The sequence below is a fragment of the Spirochaetota bacterium genome, from assembly GCA_017999915.1.
Lineage (GTDB): Bacteria > Spirochaetota > UBA4802 > UBA4802 > UBA5550 > RBG-16-49-21.
Genome location: JAGNKX010000001.1, coordinates 572,290 through 587,707 on the forward strand (window position 1 = coordinate 572,290; position 15,418 = coordinate 587,707).

General features: G+C 44.6%; 14 protein-coding genes and 1 rRNA gene. 5 read left to right on the forward strand and 10 right to left on the reverse strand.

What is annotated here, in order from left to right:
- Window positions 1-168 precede the first annotated feature (168 nt).
- Together KA369_02410 and dut are read right to left on the reverse strand one after the other, a co-directional pair.
- Window positions 169-1,821 carry a ribonuclease J gene (locus KA369_02410; protein MBP7734804.1) on the reverse strand — a complete coding sequence of 551 codons (1,653 nt, stop codon included), beginning with the start codon at window positions 1,819-1,821 and terminating at the stop codon, window positions 169-171.
- Window positions 1,822-1,828: 7 nt separating this feature from the next.
- Window positions 1,829-2,263, reverse strand: coding sequence for a dUTP diphosphatase (dut, locus tag KA369_02415; protein ID MBP7734805.1), 435 nt, complete (start codon window positions 2,261-2,263; stop codon window positions 1,829-1,831).
- A 161-nt stretch (window positions 2,264-2,424) separates the two neighbouring features.
- Between dut and KA369_02420 the strand changes: the two genes are divergently transcribed.
- Entirely contained in the window at window positions 2,425-3,258 is an 834-nt protein-coding gene (locus KA369_02420) for a tetratricopeptide repeat protein (protein MBP7734806.1), read from the forward strand.
- A gap of 214 nt (window positions 3,259-3,472) precedes the next feature.
- Window positions 3,473-3,589: ribosomal RNA gene (gene rrf, locus KA369_02425) — 5S ribosomal RNA — on the forward strand.
- A gap of 74 nt (window positions 3,590-3,663) precedes the next feature.
- Here rrf and KA369_02430 read toward each other — a convergent pair.
- Together KA369_02430 and KA369_02435 are read right to left on the reverse strand one after the other, a co-directional pair.
- Window positions 3,664-4,116 (reverse strand): hypothetical protein, encoded by a 453-nt coding sequence (locus KA369_02430; GenBank protein MBP7734807.1) that lies wholly within the window; start codon window positions 4,114-4,116, stop codon window positions 3,664-3,666.
- Between the two features lie 275 nt (window positions 4,117-4,391).
- The gene (locus KA369_02435; GenBank protein ID MBP7734808.1) at window positions 4,392-4,925 is read right to left on the reverse strand and encodes a hypothetical protein; all 534 of its coding nucleotides are present in this window, start codon (window positions 4,923-4,925) and stop codon (window positions 4,392-4,394) included.
- 256 nt (window positions 4,926-5,181) lie between these two features.
- Here KA369_02435 and KA369_02440 point away from each other — a divergent pair, with 256 nt between their 5' ends.
- The gene (locus KA369_02440; GenBank protein ID MBP7734809.1) at window positions 5,182-5,553 is read left to right on the forward strand and encodes a hypothetical protein; all 372 of its coding nucleotides are present in this window, start codon (window positions 5,182-5,184) and stop codon (window positions 5,551-5,553) included.
- Window positions 5,554-5,566: 13 nt separating this feature from the next.
- Here the strand turns inward: KA369_02440 and KA369_02445 are convergent, their stop codons facing one another.
- The 5 genes from KA369_02445 to KA369_02465 form a co-directional block, all read right to left on the reverse strand.
- Window positions 5,567-6,190, reverse strand: a complete 624-nt coding sequence (locus tag KA369_02445) for a phosphoribosylglycinamide formyltransferase (GenBank protein MBP7734810.1) — start codon at window positions 6,188-6,190, stop codon at window positions 5,567-5,569.
- Window positions 6,187-7,185: a hypothetical protein gene (locus KA369_02450; protein ID MBP7734811.1), complete on the reverse strand. Its 999-nt coding sequence runs from the start codon at window positions 7,183-7,185 to the stop codon at window positions 6,187-6,189. Before KA369_02450 ends, KA369_02445 begins: the two co-directional genes overlap by 4 nt.
- Window positions 7,182-8,432 (reverse strand): molybdopterin molybdotransferase MoeA, encoded by a 1,251-nt coding sequence (locus KA369_02455; GenBank protein ID MBP7734812.1) that lies wholly within the window; start codon window positions 8,430-8,432, stop codon window positions 7,182-7,184. Before KA369_02455 ends, KA369_02450 begins: the two co-directional genes overlap by 4 nt.
- Window positions 8,433-8,551: 119 nt before the next feature.
- Window positions 8,552-9,604 carry a diguanylate cyclase gene (locus KA369_02460; GenBank protein MBP7734813.1) on the reverse strand — a complete coding sequence of 351 codons (1,053 nt, stop codon included), beginning with the start codon at window positions 9,602-9,604 and terminating at the stop codon, window positions 8,552-8,554.
- 110 nt (window positions 9,605-9,714) lie between these two features.
- The gene (locus KA369_02465) at window positions 9,715-10,059 is read right to left on the reverse strand and encodes an STAS domain-containing protein (GenBank protein MBP7734814.1); all 345 of its coding nucleotides are present in this window, start codon (window positions 10,057-10,059) and stop codon (window positions 9,715-9,717) included.
- Window positions 10,060-10,260: 201 nt separating this feature from the next.
- On the opposite strand from KA369_02465, the gene KA369_02470 reads away from it, so the two are divergent.
- A complete protein-coding gene (locus KA369_02470; GenBank protein MBP7734815.1) occupies window positions 10,261-10,953 on the forward strand; it encodes a glycosyltransferase family 2 protein in 693 nt (230 codons plus the stop codon).
- A 310-nt stretch (window positions 10,954-11,263) separates the two neighbouring features.
- On the forward strand, window positions 11,264-12,943 hold the full coding sequence (locus KA369_02475) for a DEAD/DEAH box helicase (protein ID MBP7734816.1): 1,680 nt from the start codon (window positions 11,264-11,266) through the stop codon (window positions 12,941-12,943).
- A 48-nt stretch (window positions 12,944-12,991) separates the two neighbouring features.
- On the opposite strand, the gene gyrA is transcribed toward KA369_02475, so the two are convergent.
- Window positions 12,992-15,373 (reverse strand): DNA gyrase subunit A, encoded by a 2,382-nt coding sequence (gyrA, locus tag KA369_02480; GenBank protein ID MBP7734817.1) that lies wholly within the window; start codon window positions 15,371-15,373, stop codon window positions 12,992-12,994.
- Window positions 15,374-15,418: the final 45 nt, after the last annotated feature.

Genomic DNA, 15,418 nt, shown 5'->3' on the forward strand with positions numbered 1-15,418 from the left:
CCCGTAATGCCGCAGAGACCTGGCGCACGGATACCCCCGATCAGGTAAAACCTATCTCATATCATTTTCGGTCGTTTGGATGTTTTTTTTTAGTCAGGATGGGGCAGGTCGCAGAAAAATGGCCTCATAGCTTAGGACTTTCAAACATTAAACAGCTCATTTTTCGCTTTAAACTTCCAGAATCTCAACCACAATAAGAGGATTCCGGCGGGTCAGCTTGAAAATGAAGTTTTTCACCCCTTTTTTTAAGTGGGTGGAAATGTCATTGGCGGAAGCCTCTTCAGCCAGAAGCTTTTTTATCCGCTCGTTGGCGTCTTTCCGGATCAATTCCAGGACCTTCTCTTCTTTGGTGCCGAGAAAACCCCTGGAAAAAATATCAGGCTCCCTCATGAGCATCCCTTCCGAAATGACAATGGCGATAATAACGATCCCGTCTGAGGACATTACATGGCGGTCCTTGATCACATTGCTCTCAATGTCGCCGATTTCCTTGCCGTCGACATATATCTGGGAAAGATCTATTGAACCGGTTTTTTTAAAGTTTTTTGATGATAGCTCTAGGATATCACCGTTTTCAGCGATCAAAATCCGCGATGCCTTGATATTGAGTGATTCCGCAATTTCCGCATGTGCTTTGAGGTGGCGATACTCGCCGTGGATGGGCATGAAGAATTTCGGCTTTGTGACCGCTATCATGAGCTTCAGTTCCTTTGAGGAGCCGTGGCCCGACACATGGATATCGTCATCCTGGTCGTAATAGACCTCGGCCCCCATCTTCATGAGGGAATTAACCACGTTCGTCACCATTCTCTCGTTGCTGGGAATGACCGATGCGGTGATGATCACCGTATCGCCCTTTTCGGCGAAAAAATGCCTGTGCGTGCCGTAGGCCATCCGGTAGAGGGCGGACATCGGCTCTCCCTGGCTGCCGGTGCCAATGATGACCAGCTTTTTATTCGGCAGGGAGCTGGCCTCCGAAATATCGATGATGAGGTCATCCCGGTAGCTCAGGTATCCGAGGGAATTGGCGATCTCCACGTTCTTCTGCATCGTCAGGCCGGAAATGACGATCTTGCGGTTATAGCGCTGGGCCACATCCATGACCTGCTGTATCCGATGTATATTTGACGCAAAAGTAGCCACGATAATCCGGCCATTGGCCGATGAAAAGATATCGGTCAGCTTTTCGATGAGCACCGATTCAGATTTGGTAAAACCCTCCCTCTCCGCATTGGTGCTATCCGACATGAGCAGGAGGACCCCTTTTTCGCCATAATCCGCAAACCTGAATATATCCGTGACGTCGCCGTCCACGGGAGAGAAATCTATTTTAAAATCCCCCGTATGGATGATGGAGCCGATATCAGTCTGAATGGCAAGGCCCACTCCGCCGATAATGGAATGGTTTACCTTGATAAACTCAATCATGAAATTACCGATCAGTAATCGATCGCGGGGCATAATTTCTATGAATTCCGGATCCTTTTTCGGCGGGATCTCCTCGAGCCTGCTCTGAATAAGGCCGATGGTGAGCTTCGTTGCGTAGAGAGGGACACTAACTTCCTGAAGGAGGTATGGTATCGCACCGATATGATCTTCATGGCCGTGCGTGACCAGGATCGCCTTGACCTTTGCCTTGTTCTTCCTGATGTAGCTGAAATCAGGAATGATGTAATCAATGCCGGGGGTTTCCTCGGTGGGAAACATAATGCCGCAGTCAACAATGATTATTTCATTTTTGTATTCAAAAAGGGTTATGTTTTTTCCGATGCCCCCCAGTCCTCCCAGAGGGATGATTTTAATGGCCTTATGATCCTGCATACAGAGCCTATACTCCTGAATGACCGAAACCGCCGTCATGCCTGTCGGTTTCACTCAATTCACAGTCAACGATGAAATTGCCTTTATACGTTTTATTGAAAACCATCTGCGCGATTCTCATGCCGTTTTCAATGGAAAATTCTTTTTTCCCGAGATTGGTCACAATGATCTTTATCTCTCCCCGGTAATCCGAATCAATCGTGCCCGGGGTATTGAGCAGGGTAATGCCGTGATTGAGGGCGAGGCCGCTCCTCGGACGGATCTGGGCTTCATATCCTTCAGGTATCTCCATAGTTATGCCGGTCGGGATGAGTTTTGTATCACCGGGCTGGAGAACGACTGAACCATGAATAAATGCGAAAATATCGGCCCCAGAAGCACCCTTGCTTTGATAAGCGGGAACGCGTGCGCCCGGCTCTGCATGAATTTTTATTGTCACCATATTCGATGTAACACATATGATAATAATGTTAACTTTGTCAAGTTAATAGCACTCTTATGAACAAGTATCATATTAATAATTCACGATATTTGAATTATTTATTGCTTCCAATTGTTGACTCCGATATTATTCTATAAGGAATATAAGACGGCGTATTCATCATGACAGGAATCTCAACAAATAAAAAATTCAATAATGCGGTTCAATACGAAAAATTGGGTGACTATGAAAATGCCCAAAAAGAGTATATTTCCATCATAACCATTGACCCCATGTTTCGTCCTGCCTATGTTAATCTTGGCTCCCTCTACTCCAGGATGAATCATTTTGTTGAATCCATGAAATGCTACGAAGCAGCACTATCACTGGGGAAGGATTACATCACATTTTTCAATATTGGCTGTATCCTCTATAAGATGAATGATTATTCCAAAGCCTTGAAAAATCTGAATCTTTCATCCTCTTTAAACAATACATTCGCCTTATCAAAACTCGTAGCGGGTCTCTGTCATAGCCGGCTGAACAATCTTGCCGATGCAGAAACAAATTTCCTGGATGTCCTGAAAATTTCCCCTGACAACAGGGTCTCTCTCACTGCACTTGCGATTATATATTACAATAAAAAGACCTATGATCGTTCCCTGCAAATACTCAACCGAATTTTATATATCGATGCAAATAACAACAAGCTTCGTGAATTAAAATCCAATATTTTATTGATAATTGGACGCATTGACGAATCAGCCAGAGAAATTAAAATCCTGAAACGTAACTCCGATGGTTATACATACTTTGATGAATTCATCAAATCGATACCGGTTGACTGCTTGACAGACAAATACGGCACTATAGATAATAAAATAGAGGCGTTGAAGAATACTAATAAAAGCAACGGCGATAATCTGATATCCCTCAGTCTGTGTCACCTTTTTAAAGGAGACACAGATACGGCTATTGATTATTTATTTAAATTTAAAAAGAATTATGGTAATTAACATTTTCTGTATATTCAATGTATTGCAAATTTGATTCTTTTATTTCAGGGTTATAGGGTGAAGTTTCATGCAAGCATCCCTACAGGATTTTTAACTGCAAGAGCGAAATGCTATTTTACACCCATTCTACAATAAATTATAAATTATTAAAAAAATTTAAAAAAATACAATTAATATCATTGACAATTTTACGAATAAAATTCATATGGTAAGTTCTGGTGGTTATAGAGAGAGGGAAACACCTGTTCCCATTCCGAACACAGCAGTTAAGCCTCTCATCGCCAATGGTACTGCATGGGTAACTGTGTGGGAGAGTAGGACGCTGCCAGGACTTGAAATCATATATAATGAAAAAAGCCATGATGCGAATCATGGCTTTTATTTTTTATATTGATCTTTTCAGTGTCAATCCCACTTCGCAGCAGATACTTTTTTCTTCAGGCCCTTGGCATGTACCACATAAATAATTTCGCAGTTTTGCTCATCGTCCCAGGTTACTTTTTTCACAGAGCCGCCCTTTGTCACGGCCTTCAATTCCTGCGCTACAGCAATGCCGGTCATCTCAAAATTTTCCATGCCCGATGCGCCTTCCACCGAGGAACCCTTGAATTTTTCAATAATCTGATACTGCGCATTCAGAATTGCGGCTCTCTTGGAGGCTTCCTTTCTCTGAACAACATTGGTCAGCGTTTTAGTCGGAACACCGGCGGCCGCGAGTTGAAATGTGTCATCATCGATCCAGCCTTCGGTGGTATACGTTTGACCTTCAACGGTTCCCCCGATCTTGCTACTGCATGATGTCAGTGTGATAAGAAAACCAGCAGTGAGTATTAATCCAAATATTAATAACTTCTTCATCTACCATCCTCCTAATAATTTTTAATTAAATTAATCTGGCAGTGATTGACATGCCATGAAATCTATATGTGAGACCTGCAGTCCCAGACCAATATAAATTGTTTACACCTTTTAAACGATTATCATAATACTATCATTTCTGGCTAATGTCAACTTAAAATCATTGCAATTTCATCTAATTCTTTTCATTTGGGTGACAATCAATTGTACTGGTATACTCACGATAAGTGCATCCTTTTTTCCATACCATTGAACCTGGATGAAACTAAAACCTATCACTGATTGTTGATCTCATTGATGCACATACCTATAAGAATTGTCATCACGATAATATTAACGAGAAACCATAGGAAATTAATGGATTTATACACTCCCCAATTATACATAAGCCCCGTAGCCGTTCCCGTGCCGAATCCGACTAAAATAATGGAATGATATTTTACAAAAATACTCATGGCTGTATCAGAAAAAGTTCCTCCGGTGGTTATCATAACGCTATCGAAATTTTTCTTAGCCAGGGGAAAGACAAAAAACATGACCACGAATAGTATCGCTGAATTCAAGAACCAGTGCTGAGAAAGCATTGCCAGCATTATCCCGATCAGGGAAGCGACGCAAAGACTAATCAATAAAACGGACATTGAGTAGTTATTGCTGATCTTGTTCCACAATTTCATCATATAAGGCATGACTTCTTTCAATTCTTCTTTGGTAAAGCTGTCCTTGGACAGGTATAAATTCACATAATAACTGCCGAGGACTATAATCATCAGATAAAAAATATAAATAAAAAAAATTTCGATTAACACGGGGCGCTCCTTATGGGGGATTTTACTACCATAATTCCTCTTATGTAAAATAAAAAGTCAACTATTTTTGATCATTTTATCCTTTCACATCGCCCTATAGCACAAAATGCATTTATTATTATACCATGATTATACTCACAAAAATCCCCCCAGAGGAAGACACTTTAATGTTTTCTTCTTGTAATTCTTAATTAGTATATTAGACTATTACCACTTCATTTTGGTTCTAAATTTTTCTGTAATGGCGGTGCTTACCATGAAAAAAATGATCTGGCTTGCAATAGTAATGCTCACCATATCGTGTGCCAGCAATAAACTCTCACAGACAAATACCAATACAGCGCCCATTACCACAGGCTGGAGCGATGATGACACCTATACGGTGAAAGTTACAGATAAAACAGAGGATGATGCAATAAAAGTTGCGAAACATAAAATTTTGAAAGACATAGTCGATGTGCGGCTCAGAAATAACAGCCGATATACAGACATCGTTAAAATCCGGGATGAATTTGATATGCCGTTGAGAAATGGTGTTGTCGTAAAACGGCAGCAAATCCCTGATGAATTGACTATATATTATCAGATCCGGGATAAAGGATTAAAAAAGAAGTTTCAACGCCAGTAACCAGAACCTTCTGTTATCCGCGAATGATTACTTTATTCACGATAACATCTAATTTATTTTCACAGAACAGGCGCACTGATTCCGAGATAACAACAGATTCCTCTCGCATGATCTTCATTGATAATGTTTCAACGGTATCTTGTTCATGCACCATTACCGGAACCTGCATTATGATTGGTCCGGTATCCATACCCTTGTCCACAAAATGTGCGGTACACCCGGTAATTTTAACACCGTATTCAAGGGCTTTTTTCTGACTATGAATACCCGGAAATGAAGGCAGGAGAGAAGGGTGAATATTTATAATCCTGTTCCGGTACTGTTTCACAAAATATTCTGACAGCATGCGCAAGTATCCCGCGGTAACAACCAGGTCGGTTTTGAACTTATCTAGCAGCGAAACAATGTCTTCCTCATGGCTTTCTCGTGAAGAATACTGCTCCGGATCAACAACATAGGCAGGAACATACAATTGTTTCGCCCTGTCAAGAACCGGGGCTGATGGATTATCAGTTATTACACAACCTGATTTGGCCCGTATCTCCTTGTTGATGATCTTATTCACAACGGATGAAAAAAGGAGCCCTCTCGTGGATGCGAGAAACGATACGACTTTTTTCCTGTGCCATGGCTTCATATTCTCAACCGTTCAAGGAATTCATCTGATGCGGAATCAGACACCGAGATCGTTGTCATCGCGACATCGTTTTTAAAAACAACGATGCGGGGCGCATCCAGTTCTATCTTTCCATAGCGCCGTATGATCGACCCGATTATTGCAATTTCGGTTTCATTAATAATTCCTTTGACTAGTACCGCCGGCCCCTTGAATGCCGGCAGAAAAAAATAATCCGCTCGGCCCCGGTATTTATCAAGCTCGTTGTTCTCCCTTTCATTTCGTGAGACAATGATCTTGGCCAAATCGCTGATCCGGTAATGTCTGCCTATCGTCAGCAAATACATATCAACGGCGTCAACCTCGCTGTGTTTCTCGAGCAAGTCCCTCACTCTCTGCGATATGAACTTATCCGTAAAAAGACACCCGCCGGATGGTGATTCATATTCATTGATCGCATAATTGCCGGCCAACTCAAACTGCTCTTTACGGGACCTGCCGTTGATCCCCAGAAGCCGGTTGCGGTCCACAATCCCCTCCTCCTCGGGAATTGTCGGTTTAAGCAATTTCGCGGATAGAGGTCGCAGCAGCCGTCCCTTCAGACCTGTCTCTTTTTCGATATGATTCATGGTGTGACGCATCTGGGACATGGGGCGTTGTCCCACCACTTCTCCGGTTGCGACAAAATCAGCCTTCAGCTCATGCATTAATTCAGCGGCCTTTTTAATGAAATAGATGTGGCAGTCAATACAGGGATTAGCATGCTTACCGTAGCCATGGGCAGGATTGCGGATGATATCAATATATTCCTTACCGCATCTGTGCACCCGCGTCTCCAGGTTAATGCGGGAGGCCAGTTGAACGGGTTTTAAATTTTCCGGAAGTGCATCGGGTGCGACAAAGGGGAGCACGCCATGAAAACCCATCAGATCCAGGTCCTGGTCCATGAGTACCCGTGCAGCCAGAAGGCTATCGAGACCTCCGGAAATTAATACGACCCCCTTGCCCTTGCTCAATCAATTTCCTCATGATTGATAAGCTGAATCATCACCCGGTCTCCTTTTGAGCATCCGGTCGATTCCTCATTCATCACGATCAGGCAATTGGCAACGCTCATCGAACGGAGTATCCCCGATCCCTGAGGGCCCGTCGTCGATACATGAAAAACGCCGTCAATGATCGTAAAGTAACCTCGGAAAAATTCTTTCCTGCCGCTTCTTTTATCAATATCGTTATCTGCCACAGCATGGACCAACGGCTTATTGAGCTTTGTTGATCCGCTCATTTTCAACAGAGCCGGGCGGACAAATTCAATAAATGATACCATAGTCGATACCGGATTTCCCGGCAGACCAAAGACCAGGGTATTTTTCCTGGTACCGTAGATGAGGGGCTTCCCCGGCTTCATCCTGATAGTCTCAAATGAAATATCCACACCAAGCTCAACAAGCACGTCCTTCACCAGGTCATACTTGCCCATGGAAACGCCACCGGTGGAAATAACCATGTCATACTCGAGGGCTTTTGCGAACATTTCCTTTGTAAAGGATATAGAATCTCTGGCTATCCCGATATAATGAGGTATGCAGTGATATTTTTTTATTTCCGAAGAAAGCGTATAGGCATTGGAATTCCGTATCTGTCCCGGCCTTAATTCCGCCCCCACTTCGGCAATTTCATCACCGGTGGAAATGATCGCCACCCGCGCCTGTTGATACACAGGAATATCGTTTACATTCAATGAAGCCAGCAAACCAATTTCAGCCGACTTTAATTGTGTGCCTTTATTCAATGCTACCTGTCCAACCCGGATGTCTTCACCGGCATGTCGGATGTTTTCATTCTGCTTGATCTCTTCGAAAACAGCTATAGTCCCCCGGGTGGCGTCTTCCCTGGTATGCTCTACCGGGACCACCGCAGTAGCGCCATCGGGAATTGGTGCTCCGGTCATAATGCGGACAGCTGAATTCCCTTCAACTTTAATGGTATGAAACTCGACGCCTGCTTTTATCTCACCACATATCAATAATTCCACGGGACTATCCGGATGTGCGCCACCGGTGTCGTCCCAGTGAAGGGCAAATCCATCCATGGCAGAATTATCAAAAGGAGGAATATTGATTTCAGAACGAATATCCTGGTAAAGGATACGCCCGTAAGCCTCTTTCAATGGAACTCGTTCTAAGCCAAGCTCCGTAACAGAGGACAGAATCATACAGTGGGCTGTATCAAAAGAAACAAATGTTTTACTTTTTTCTGTCATTATATCAATCCGTGTAGTACCTGCACCTGTATAGCTACATGAATACATCAAAGGTTGTCAAGAATTTTCAAAAAGGCATGGGATCTAGCATTGATCAGTTAGCTAAGGTCTTTTTTTTGTTATAGATCAAAATTTACCAGGGAACCTGACTGGTTATATCCGAATATATCGCCTTTTTTCTCTATTTTTGATCCATACATGGCGTAATCGGCAAGAGTGACCAATTCTTCGTAATTCGTAATATCATTCGGATAAGGATACGTGGCAATGCCCATTGAAACGGATATAGTGTTAAGGCCGGTTGACTTATAGTCTGTTCCGACTATATCGGCGATACTGATATTCTTTAGCATATCGCGTATCCTACGAGCAACGGTCAGAACACTGAGATGATCAGTTTCAGGCAGGAAAATGCAGAATTCGTCGCCTCCGAATCGTGCCGCAAGGTCATAGGGACGAATAATGAATTTGTAAGACTGTCCGTTTCCGTTTATCGGTCGATACACACTTTCATCGATAAAGGCGCTGCATATCTTTTTCAATACCATATCACCGACCAGGTGATTGTAGGTATCATTGATCTCCTTGAAATTATCGCAATCAAGATAAATAATAGAAAGATATGACTTGGGACCATTGTTGTTTTGCGGCTGATTCTCATAATTTCTGTTTTTTCTTATGACACGCTCGAATTCGGATTTGAGCCGCTCCTCGAATGTCTTGCGGTTCAGAATTCCTGTCAATCCGTCAAATCCGGACATCTGAAAGCGCGTTGAATTCTTCACGATGGCGGAGAGGTATTTTGCACGGACAGGTTTATCCAGGAAATAATAGGCGCCCTTATCAAGAACGATATCGGAAAGCTCGACTTCATTATAGCCTGTAATGGCGATTATCGGCGTGCTCACGTTATATTCAGCTTTAAGGACATCCAGGGCATGTAACCCGTTTTTAGGATCTGCGCTATCACCGTCATGGAGGGGAATTGACAGGTCCAGCAATATCGTATCCCAATAGGTCTTGCTTACCAGATCCAGCAGTTTTTGAACATTAGTCGCAGTTTCAATGAAATAATTCTCATCTGATACCTCGAGAATTTTCGTAATGGTGCGTAATACCAGCGGATCGTCATCAACGATAAGGATACTGATATCCCGTTTAGTATCAATCATGGTCTTTATGCTTATTACTACTATTCAATATTATTCAGTAACATATTAAGGGTATCGCCGTACCAGCAAGGCGGCCTTACATCGATTAACGACAGTTGTTTTAATACAATTCAGACTGATGCAAGCGCGTCAGCCAAATTTCGGAAAATCCTGAAAAACGTGTCAACCCTAGTAATGCTGAATACCTTTAATACGAATGTATTATCACTTACAAGATGGATAATTATTCCCTTCTTTCCTGCGGCATTTTTTATTGCAATTAAATATCCGATTCCCACTGAATCGATAACCGTGACCTTTGTCAGATCAAGAATGAAATTTTGGACATGTTTCTTGGTTATTAACGATTTTATAGTCTCAATTGTCTCGCTCGAGTCATCATTTATCAGCTTATCATGCAAAAACTCGAATATTCCAAACCCTTGTTGCTCATAAAACCGATAATTTAGATCCATTTCTTTCCTGATTGTTATTATACGTCATGCCGGGATGAATTTAGACAATACTATCATATGAACGTAATCCTTCGTCAACAATTTATTACTTCAGCATATTAATATAATAATCTGCAAATGAATTGACAGGCTAAGGGCTTCCATGGAATTTCAAGATGTATTTGATAGCATATTTATTAACGGCAATCTATGGACTCGTCATTGCTTATAATCATCCCTGTGTATAACCAGGGTTCTCAGATAAAGAAAAGCCTGTCTCTTCTTGAAGAGCTCAACCATGACGTTCTCTTGGTTGATGACGGTTCTACCGACAACACCTATGAAATAATCAAGGATGAGAAGTGGCTTAGATATATCAAGCATGAACTGAACCTGGGCATAGGCGCTTCTATTATAACAGGATATGAATATGCCCGTGACATGAATTATGAAACAATAATCATGCTCAAAATCGAAAATAGTAAGTTTAAAGAAGAAATAACCGAGCTCATGGAGAACATCAACTACGGCTATGATATTGTCACCGGCAGCAGGATCCTTGAAAATTTCAGTTTTCAGGATATACCGCCCGAATTCATTTCAATAACATCAGATCTTTCATCACAGATCAGGGAGATAACCGGTTTTGATATAACCGACCCCCTCTCGGGAATTCTCGCCATACGGACCAGCGTATTGAAGAATATGGAGCTTACTGAATTCAATCATTGCCTCCTGCTTCAGCTCTGGATTCAGGCGCACTATTTCGGTCTTTCCATTATTGAGATTCCAGCACAGTCAGGCAGAGGATTTGGCGAGGAGTTGACCATCTATGATGATCCGATGGGTCTTTTTCTTGCGCTCATGGAAACAGAAAAAATTCTCTATCCAAAAAAGGATAATACCGAGCACTAAAGCATCAATTGAGTGATATTGCTACCGTCATCGAGAGATCATTCGATTTTTTTCATTCCTTCAACCCCATGGCTGCGCTCCTGATAAAATACCCCTCAGCAAGCCACGGTATATTTTGACGCATAATGTTTTGCGCGGGGCGATCAAAACATCTTAAATATTTTTCCATGCCCCGCAATTTATAGATTGACAAATATACGACTATCAGTAGTACAAATTGATTCTTTTAAGCATTGTCACATTTGTTTAAAGGAGTGTTATAATATAGCAGCATCAGTATTCATGCTGCGTGAGGTGATCAGAAACATTCATGTCCAAGCCCGTTATTATTCAAAGCGACAACACCCTTCTTCTGGAAGTGGATAATCCTAATTTTGAAAACGCCCGAGATTCAATTGCACAATTTTCCGAGCTGGTAAAAAGCCCCGAGCACATCCATACCTACAAGGTTTCCCCCCTTTCCCTGTGGAACGCCGCTGCATCGGGCCTGACCTATCTGGATATTCTTGGAATATTGAAGCAGTATTCACGCTACGAAATACCCGAGATCGTCAATACCACCATCAAGGACCAGATGCGTCGCTACGGCCTCCTCAAGCTGGTACCGCGGGATAACGACATCTTTCTGATATCCAGCGACGCCATACTCCTGAATGAAATCTGCAACACGAAAAAAATTCAGCAATATATAGACGCCCGCCTCAACGAGAACGAGATAAAAATCAGGAAGAACTTCCGCGGCCACATCAAGCAGGCGCTGATAAAAATAGGCTTTCCCGTTGAGGACCTTGCAGGATACGAGGACGGCGATCCCTGCGACATCCGGATGAAAGATGTATCTTCGAAGGGACAGCCCTTTAACATACGCGATTACCAGCAGAGCTCTGTCAATGCATTCTACCGGGGGGGCGGTCCCGAGGGAGGCAGCGGCATCGTTGTTCTGCCCTGCGGCGCCGGTAAAACCATTGTCGGCATTGCCATCATGAACCTGCTTTCGACCGAAACCCTGATACTGGTCACCAACACCATCGCACTCCGCCAATGGAAGGAGGAGCTCCTCGACAAGACGCATCTCGATCCGGAACAGATCGGCGAATTTTCCGGTGAAAAGAAAGAGATCAGGCCCATCACCATAGCAACGTACAATATCCTCACCTATCGGAAGGACAAAAACGGTCCCTTCCTGCATTTCGACCTGTTTAATTCGAAAAACTGGGGCCTTATCATCTATGATGAAGTGCATCTGCTGCCGGCGCCGGTATTCAGAATGACATCGGAAATCCAGTCTAAACGGCGCCTGGGACTCACCGCAACCCTTATCCGCGAAGACGGCATGGAAGCGGATGTGTTCAGTCTCATCGGCCCGAAGAAATTTGACATGCCCTGGAAGACCCTGGAAAAATCAAACTGGATCGCCAAGGCACTCTGCACGGAAGTCAGGATCGACCTCCCGGAAGATCTGAGGATGAAGTATTCCCTGGCCAAGGACCGGGAAAAATTCAGGATTGCCTCTGAGAACCATGAAAAGAACAAGATCGTGGGAACCATCATCGAGCACCATGGCAATTCAAACATACTCATTATCGGGCAATACATATCCCAGCTGAAAGAAATAGCCGATCATTTCAACTACCCGATGATTACCGGAAGCACCTCCATAACTGAACGCGAAGAACTGTACCGCCTGTTCAAGGAAGAGACCATAAAAATACTGGTAGTATCGAAGGTCGCAAACTTCTCCATCGATCTTCCCGATGCCAATGTCGCCATACAGATATCGGGGACCTTCGGTTCGCGGCAGGAAGAGGCGCAGCGCCTGGGAAGGATCCTGCGGCCCAAGAAGGGTGATAACAAGGCCTTCTTCTATACGATAATTACATCCAATTCAGTTGAAGAAAAATTCGCCCACAACAGGCAGCTCTTTCTGACTGAACAGGGCTACACCTACATCATCCTCAACAAGGAAATGTTCCAGGAAAAATTCAAATAGCCGAAGAGCTCCCTTGCGGGTATCACGCTGTCCATGACCCCTTCAGCTCTATTCGCTGATAGCAGCAAAATCAGTCACGAAATCGTCATCGCCCAGATCAAGCAGCTTGACGCCGACGGTCGCCCGTCCCTGTATCGAAACATCCTCTGCCAGAAGCCGGATGGCCATGCCGTTTTTCGACGTGATGATTATTTCATCGCTGTCAAACACTGATTTAACCCCGTTGGCCGAGCCGTTCTTATCGGTGACCTTGACATAGGCCATGCCCTTGCCGCCGCGGCCCTTATTGGCAAAATTCTTGTAATCGACCCTCTTGCCGTATCCCTTTTCCGTAATGACAAAGAGTGTCGAGTTCTTCTTTACCATGTCAATGCCCATGATCACGTCGTCCTTACCGAGGCGCATGCCGATGATGCCGGCGGCGTTGCGACCCATGGACCTCATCTTCATAAGGTTCGTCCTGAGGAGACTGCCGCCCCGGGACGCAATGACGATGTCATCACCCTTGTCGACGACCTTGACGTCCACCAGTTCATCGTTCTTCTTCAAATTCAGCGCGATGATGCCGCCCTTCTTGGCGTTCTGGAACACGTTCAGGTCGGTCTTTTTCAGGATACCAAACTTGGTCACCATGCAGAGATATTTCTCGCTTTCAAAATTATCGATCGAGCATATGGCGGTGATATTCTCTTCGGTAGACAGGTTGATGATCCCCTTCAGCGATTTGCCGCGGCTCGTTTTTGACGCCAGGGGTATCTCATAGGCTTTCAGGGCGAATATCTTCCCTTTATTCGAGAAAAGGAATATGACATCATGGGTCGATGCGATGGTCATCATCTTGATGAAATCTTCCCGCTTGGAGGTGATGGCGCTGACGCCCTTGCCGCCCCGGCGTTGTTTTTTGAAAGTGTCCACCGGGAGCCGTCTGATAAACCCGTCATTGGTTATGGTAATGACCATATCCTCGTCGGCGATGAGATCCTCCACATCGAAATCGGTGGAAGTTTCTCCACCCTTCATGATCTCCGTTCTCCGCTTGTCACCGTACTTTTGTTTTACTTCCAGGAGCTCTTTTTTAATGATCTCAAATATCTTGGCTTCGCTCTTGAGGATCGCCTTGAGCTCCTTGATGAGCTTGAGGAGTGCGTTCAACTCTTCAACGATCTTGTGAACTTCAAGGCTGGTGAGTCGCTGCAGGCGCATGTCCAGAATGGCCTTGGCCTGTATCTCCGACAATGAAAAGCGCTTGATGAGCTTTTTGGCCGCCTCATCCGGATCCTTGGACCCGCGGATAATTTTAATGACTTCGTCGATGTTATCCAGGGCGATTTTCAGGCCTTCCAGTATATGGGCCCGCTCCTCGGCCTTTTTCAGCTCGAACCGGGTTCGTCTGATAACGACTTCCTTCCGGTGTCCTATATAATTGCTGATGATACCTTTCAGATCAAGGATACGGGGAACGTTGTCCACCAGGGCCAGCATGATGACGCCGAATGATGTCTGCAGGGCCGTATGCTTGTACAATTGGTTGATGATAATGCTGGTATTGGCATCTTTCTTCAGTCCAATGACGATCCTCATTCCCTTCCGATTCGATTCATCCCTGAGCTCTCCTATCCCTTCTATTACTTTTTCATTGACCAGTTCGGCTATACGGCTGATAAAAACCGCCTTGTTTACCTGGTAGGGGATCTCGGTTATGATGATATTTTCACGGCCTTTCTTGTTTTCCTCAATATCCACCTTGCCCCGTACCATGATGCTGCCGCGTCCTGTGGTAAAGGCCTTGAAAATACCGTCAGTGCCCATGATGGTGGCTCCGGTGGGAAAATCCGGACCCTGGATGTGCTTCATGAGCTGTTTAACGCTGAGTGAAGGATCATCTATGAGAGCAATGGTGGCATCGACCACCTCGCCGAGATTATGGGGCGGAATCTTGGTCGCCATGCCTACCGCGATGCCTTCCGAGCCATTGACGAGAAGGTTGGGGAATGAAGCCGGCAGTACCTGCGGTTCCTTCTTTGTTTCATCGAAGTTGGGATTAAAATCTACCGTTTCCTTGTCGATATCTTTTAATAATTCCTCGGCGATCTTATTGAGGCGAGCCTCCGTATACCGGTACGCTGCAGCAGGATCGCCGTCAACGGAGCCGAAGTTTCCCTGGCCGTCGATGATCGGGAGGCGCATTGAAAAATCCTGCGCCATGCGAACCATGGTATCATACACGGCAATGTCCCCATGGGGGTGGTAATTACCGAGAACTTCACCGACTATCTTGGCGGACTTGACATAGGGACGGTCACTCCGCCAGGCCCGTTCGTTCATTGCGTGGAGTATCCTCCGGTGGACCGGCTTGAGTCCGTCCCGGACATCCGGCAGGGCACGGCCGACTATGACGCTCATGGCATAGTCGAGATAGGAATTTCGCATCTGGTCTTCTATTTCAACTGCGACGATATTCTCCTTGAATAATTC

Excerpts from the sequence above, each read along its gene's own strand:
- gyrA (MBP7734817.1), bottom strand. The coding sequence starts at position 15,373 with ATGCGAAATTCCTATCTCGACTATGCCATGAGCGTCATAGTCGGCCGT.
- KA369_02430 (MBP7734807.1), bottom strand. The coding sequence starts at position 4,116 with ATGAAGAAGTTATTAATATTTGGATTAATACTCACTGCTGGTTTTCTT.
- KA369_02440 (MBP7734809.1), top strand. The coding sequence starts at position 5,182 with ATGAAAAAAATGATCTGGCTTGCAATAGTAATGCTCACCATATCGTGT.
- KA369_02445 (MBP7734810.1), bottom strand. The coding sequence starts at position 6,190 with ATGAAGCCATGGCACAGGAAAAAAGTCGTATCGTTTCTCGCATCCACG.
- KA369_02410 (MBP7734804.1), bottom strand. The coding sequence starts at position 1,821 with ATGCAGGATCATAAGGCCATTAAAATCATCCCTCTGGGAGGACTGGGG.
- KA369_02455 (MBP7734812.1), bottom strand. The coding sequence starts at position 8,432 with ATGACAGAAAAAAGTAAAACATTTGTTTCTTTTGATACAGCCCACTGT.
- dut (MBP7734805.1), bottom strand. The coding sequence starts at position 2,263 with ATGGTGACAATAAAAATTCATGCAGAGCCGGGCGCACGCGTTCCCGCT.
- KA369_02460 (MBP7734813.1), bottom strand. The coding sequence starts at position 9,604 with ATGATTGATACTAAACGGGATATCAGTATCCTTATCGTTGATGACGAT.
- KA369_02475 (MBP7734816.1), top strand. The coding sequence starts at position 11,264 with ATGTCCAAGCCCGTTATTATTCAAAGCGACAACACCCTTCTTCTGGAA.
- KA369_02420 (MBP7734806.1), top strand. The coding sequence starts at position 2,425 with ATGACAGGAATCTCAACAAATAAAAAATTCAATAATGCGGTTCAATAC.
- KA369_02465 (MBP7734814.1), bottom strand. The coding sequence starts at position 10,059 with ATGGATCTAAATTATCGGTTTTATGAGCAACAAGGGTTTGGAATATTC.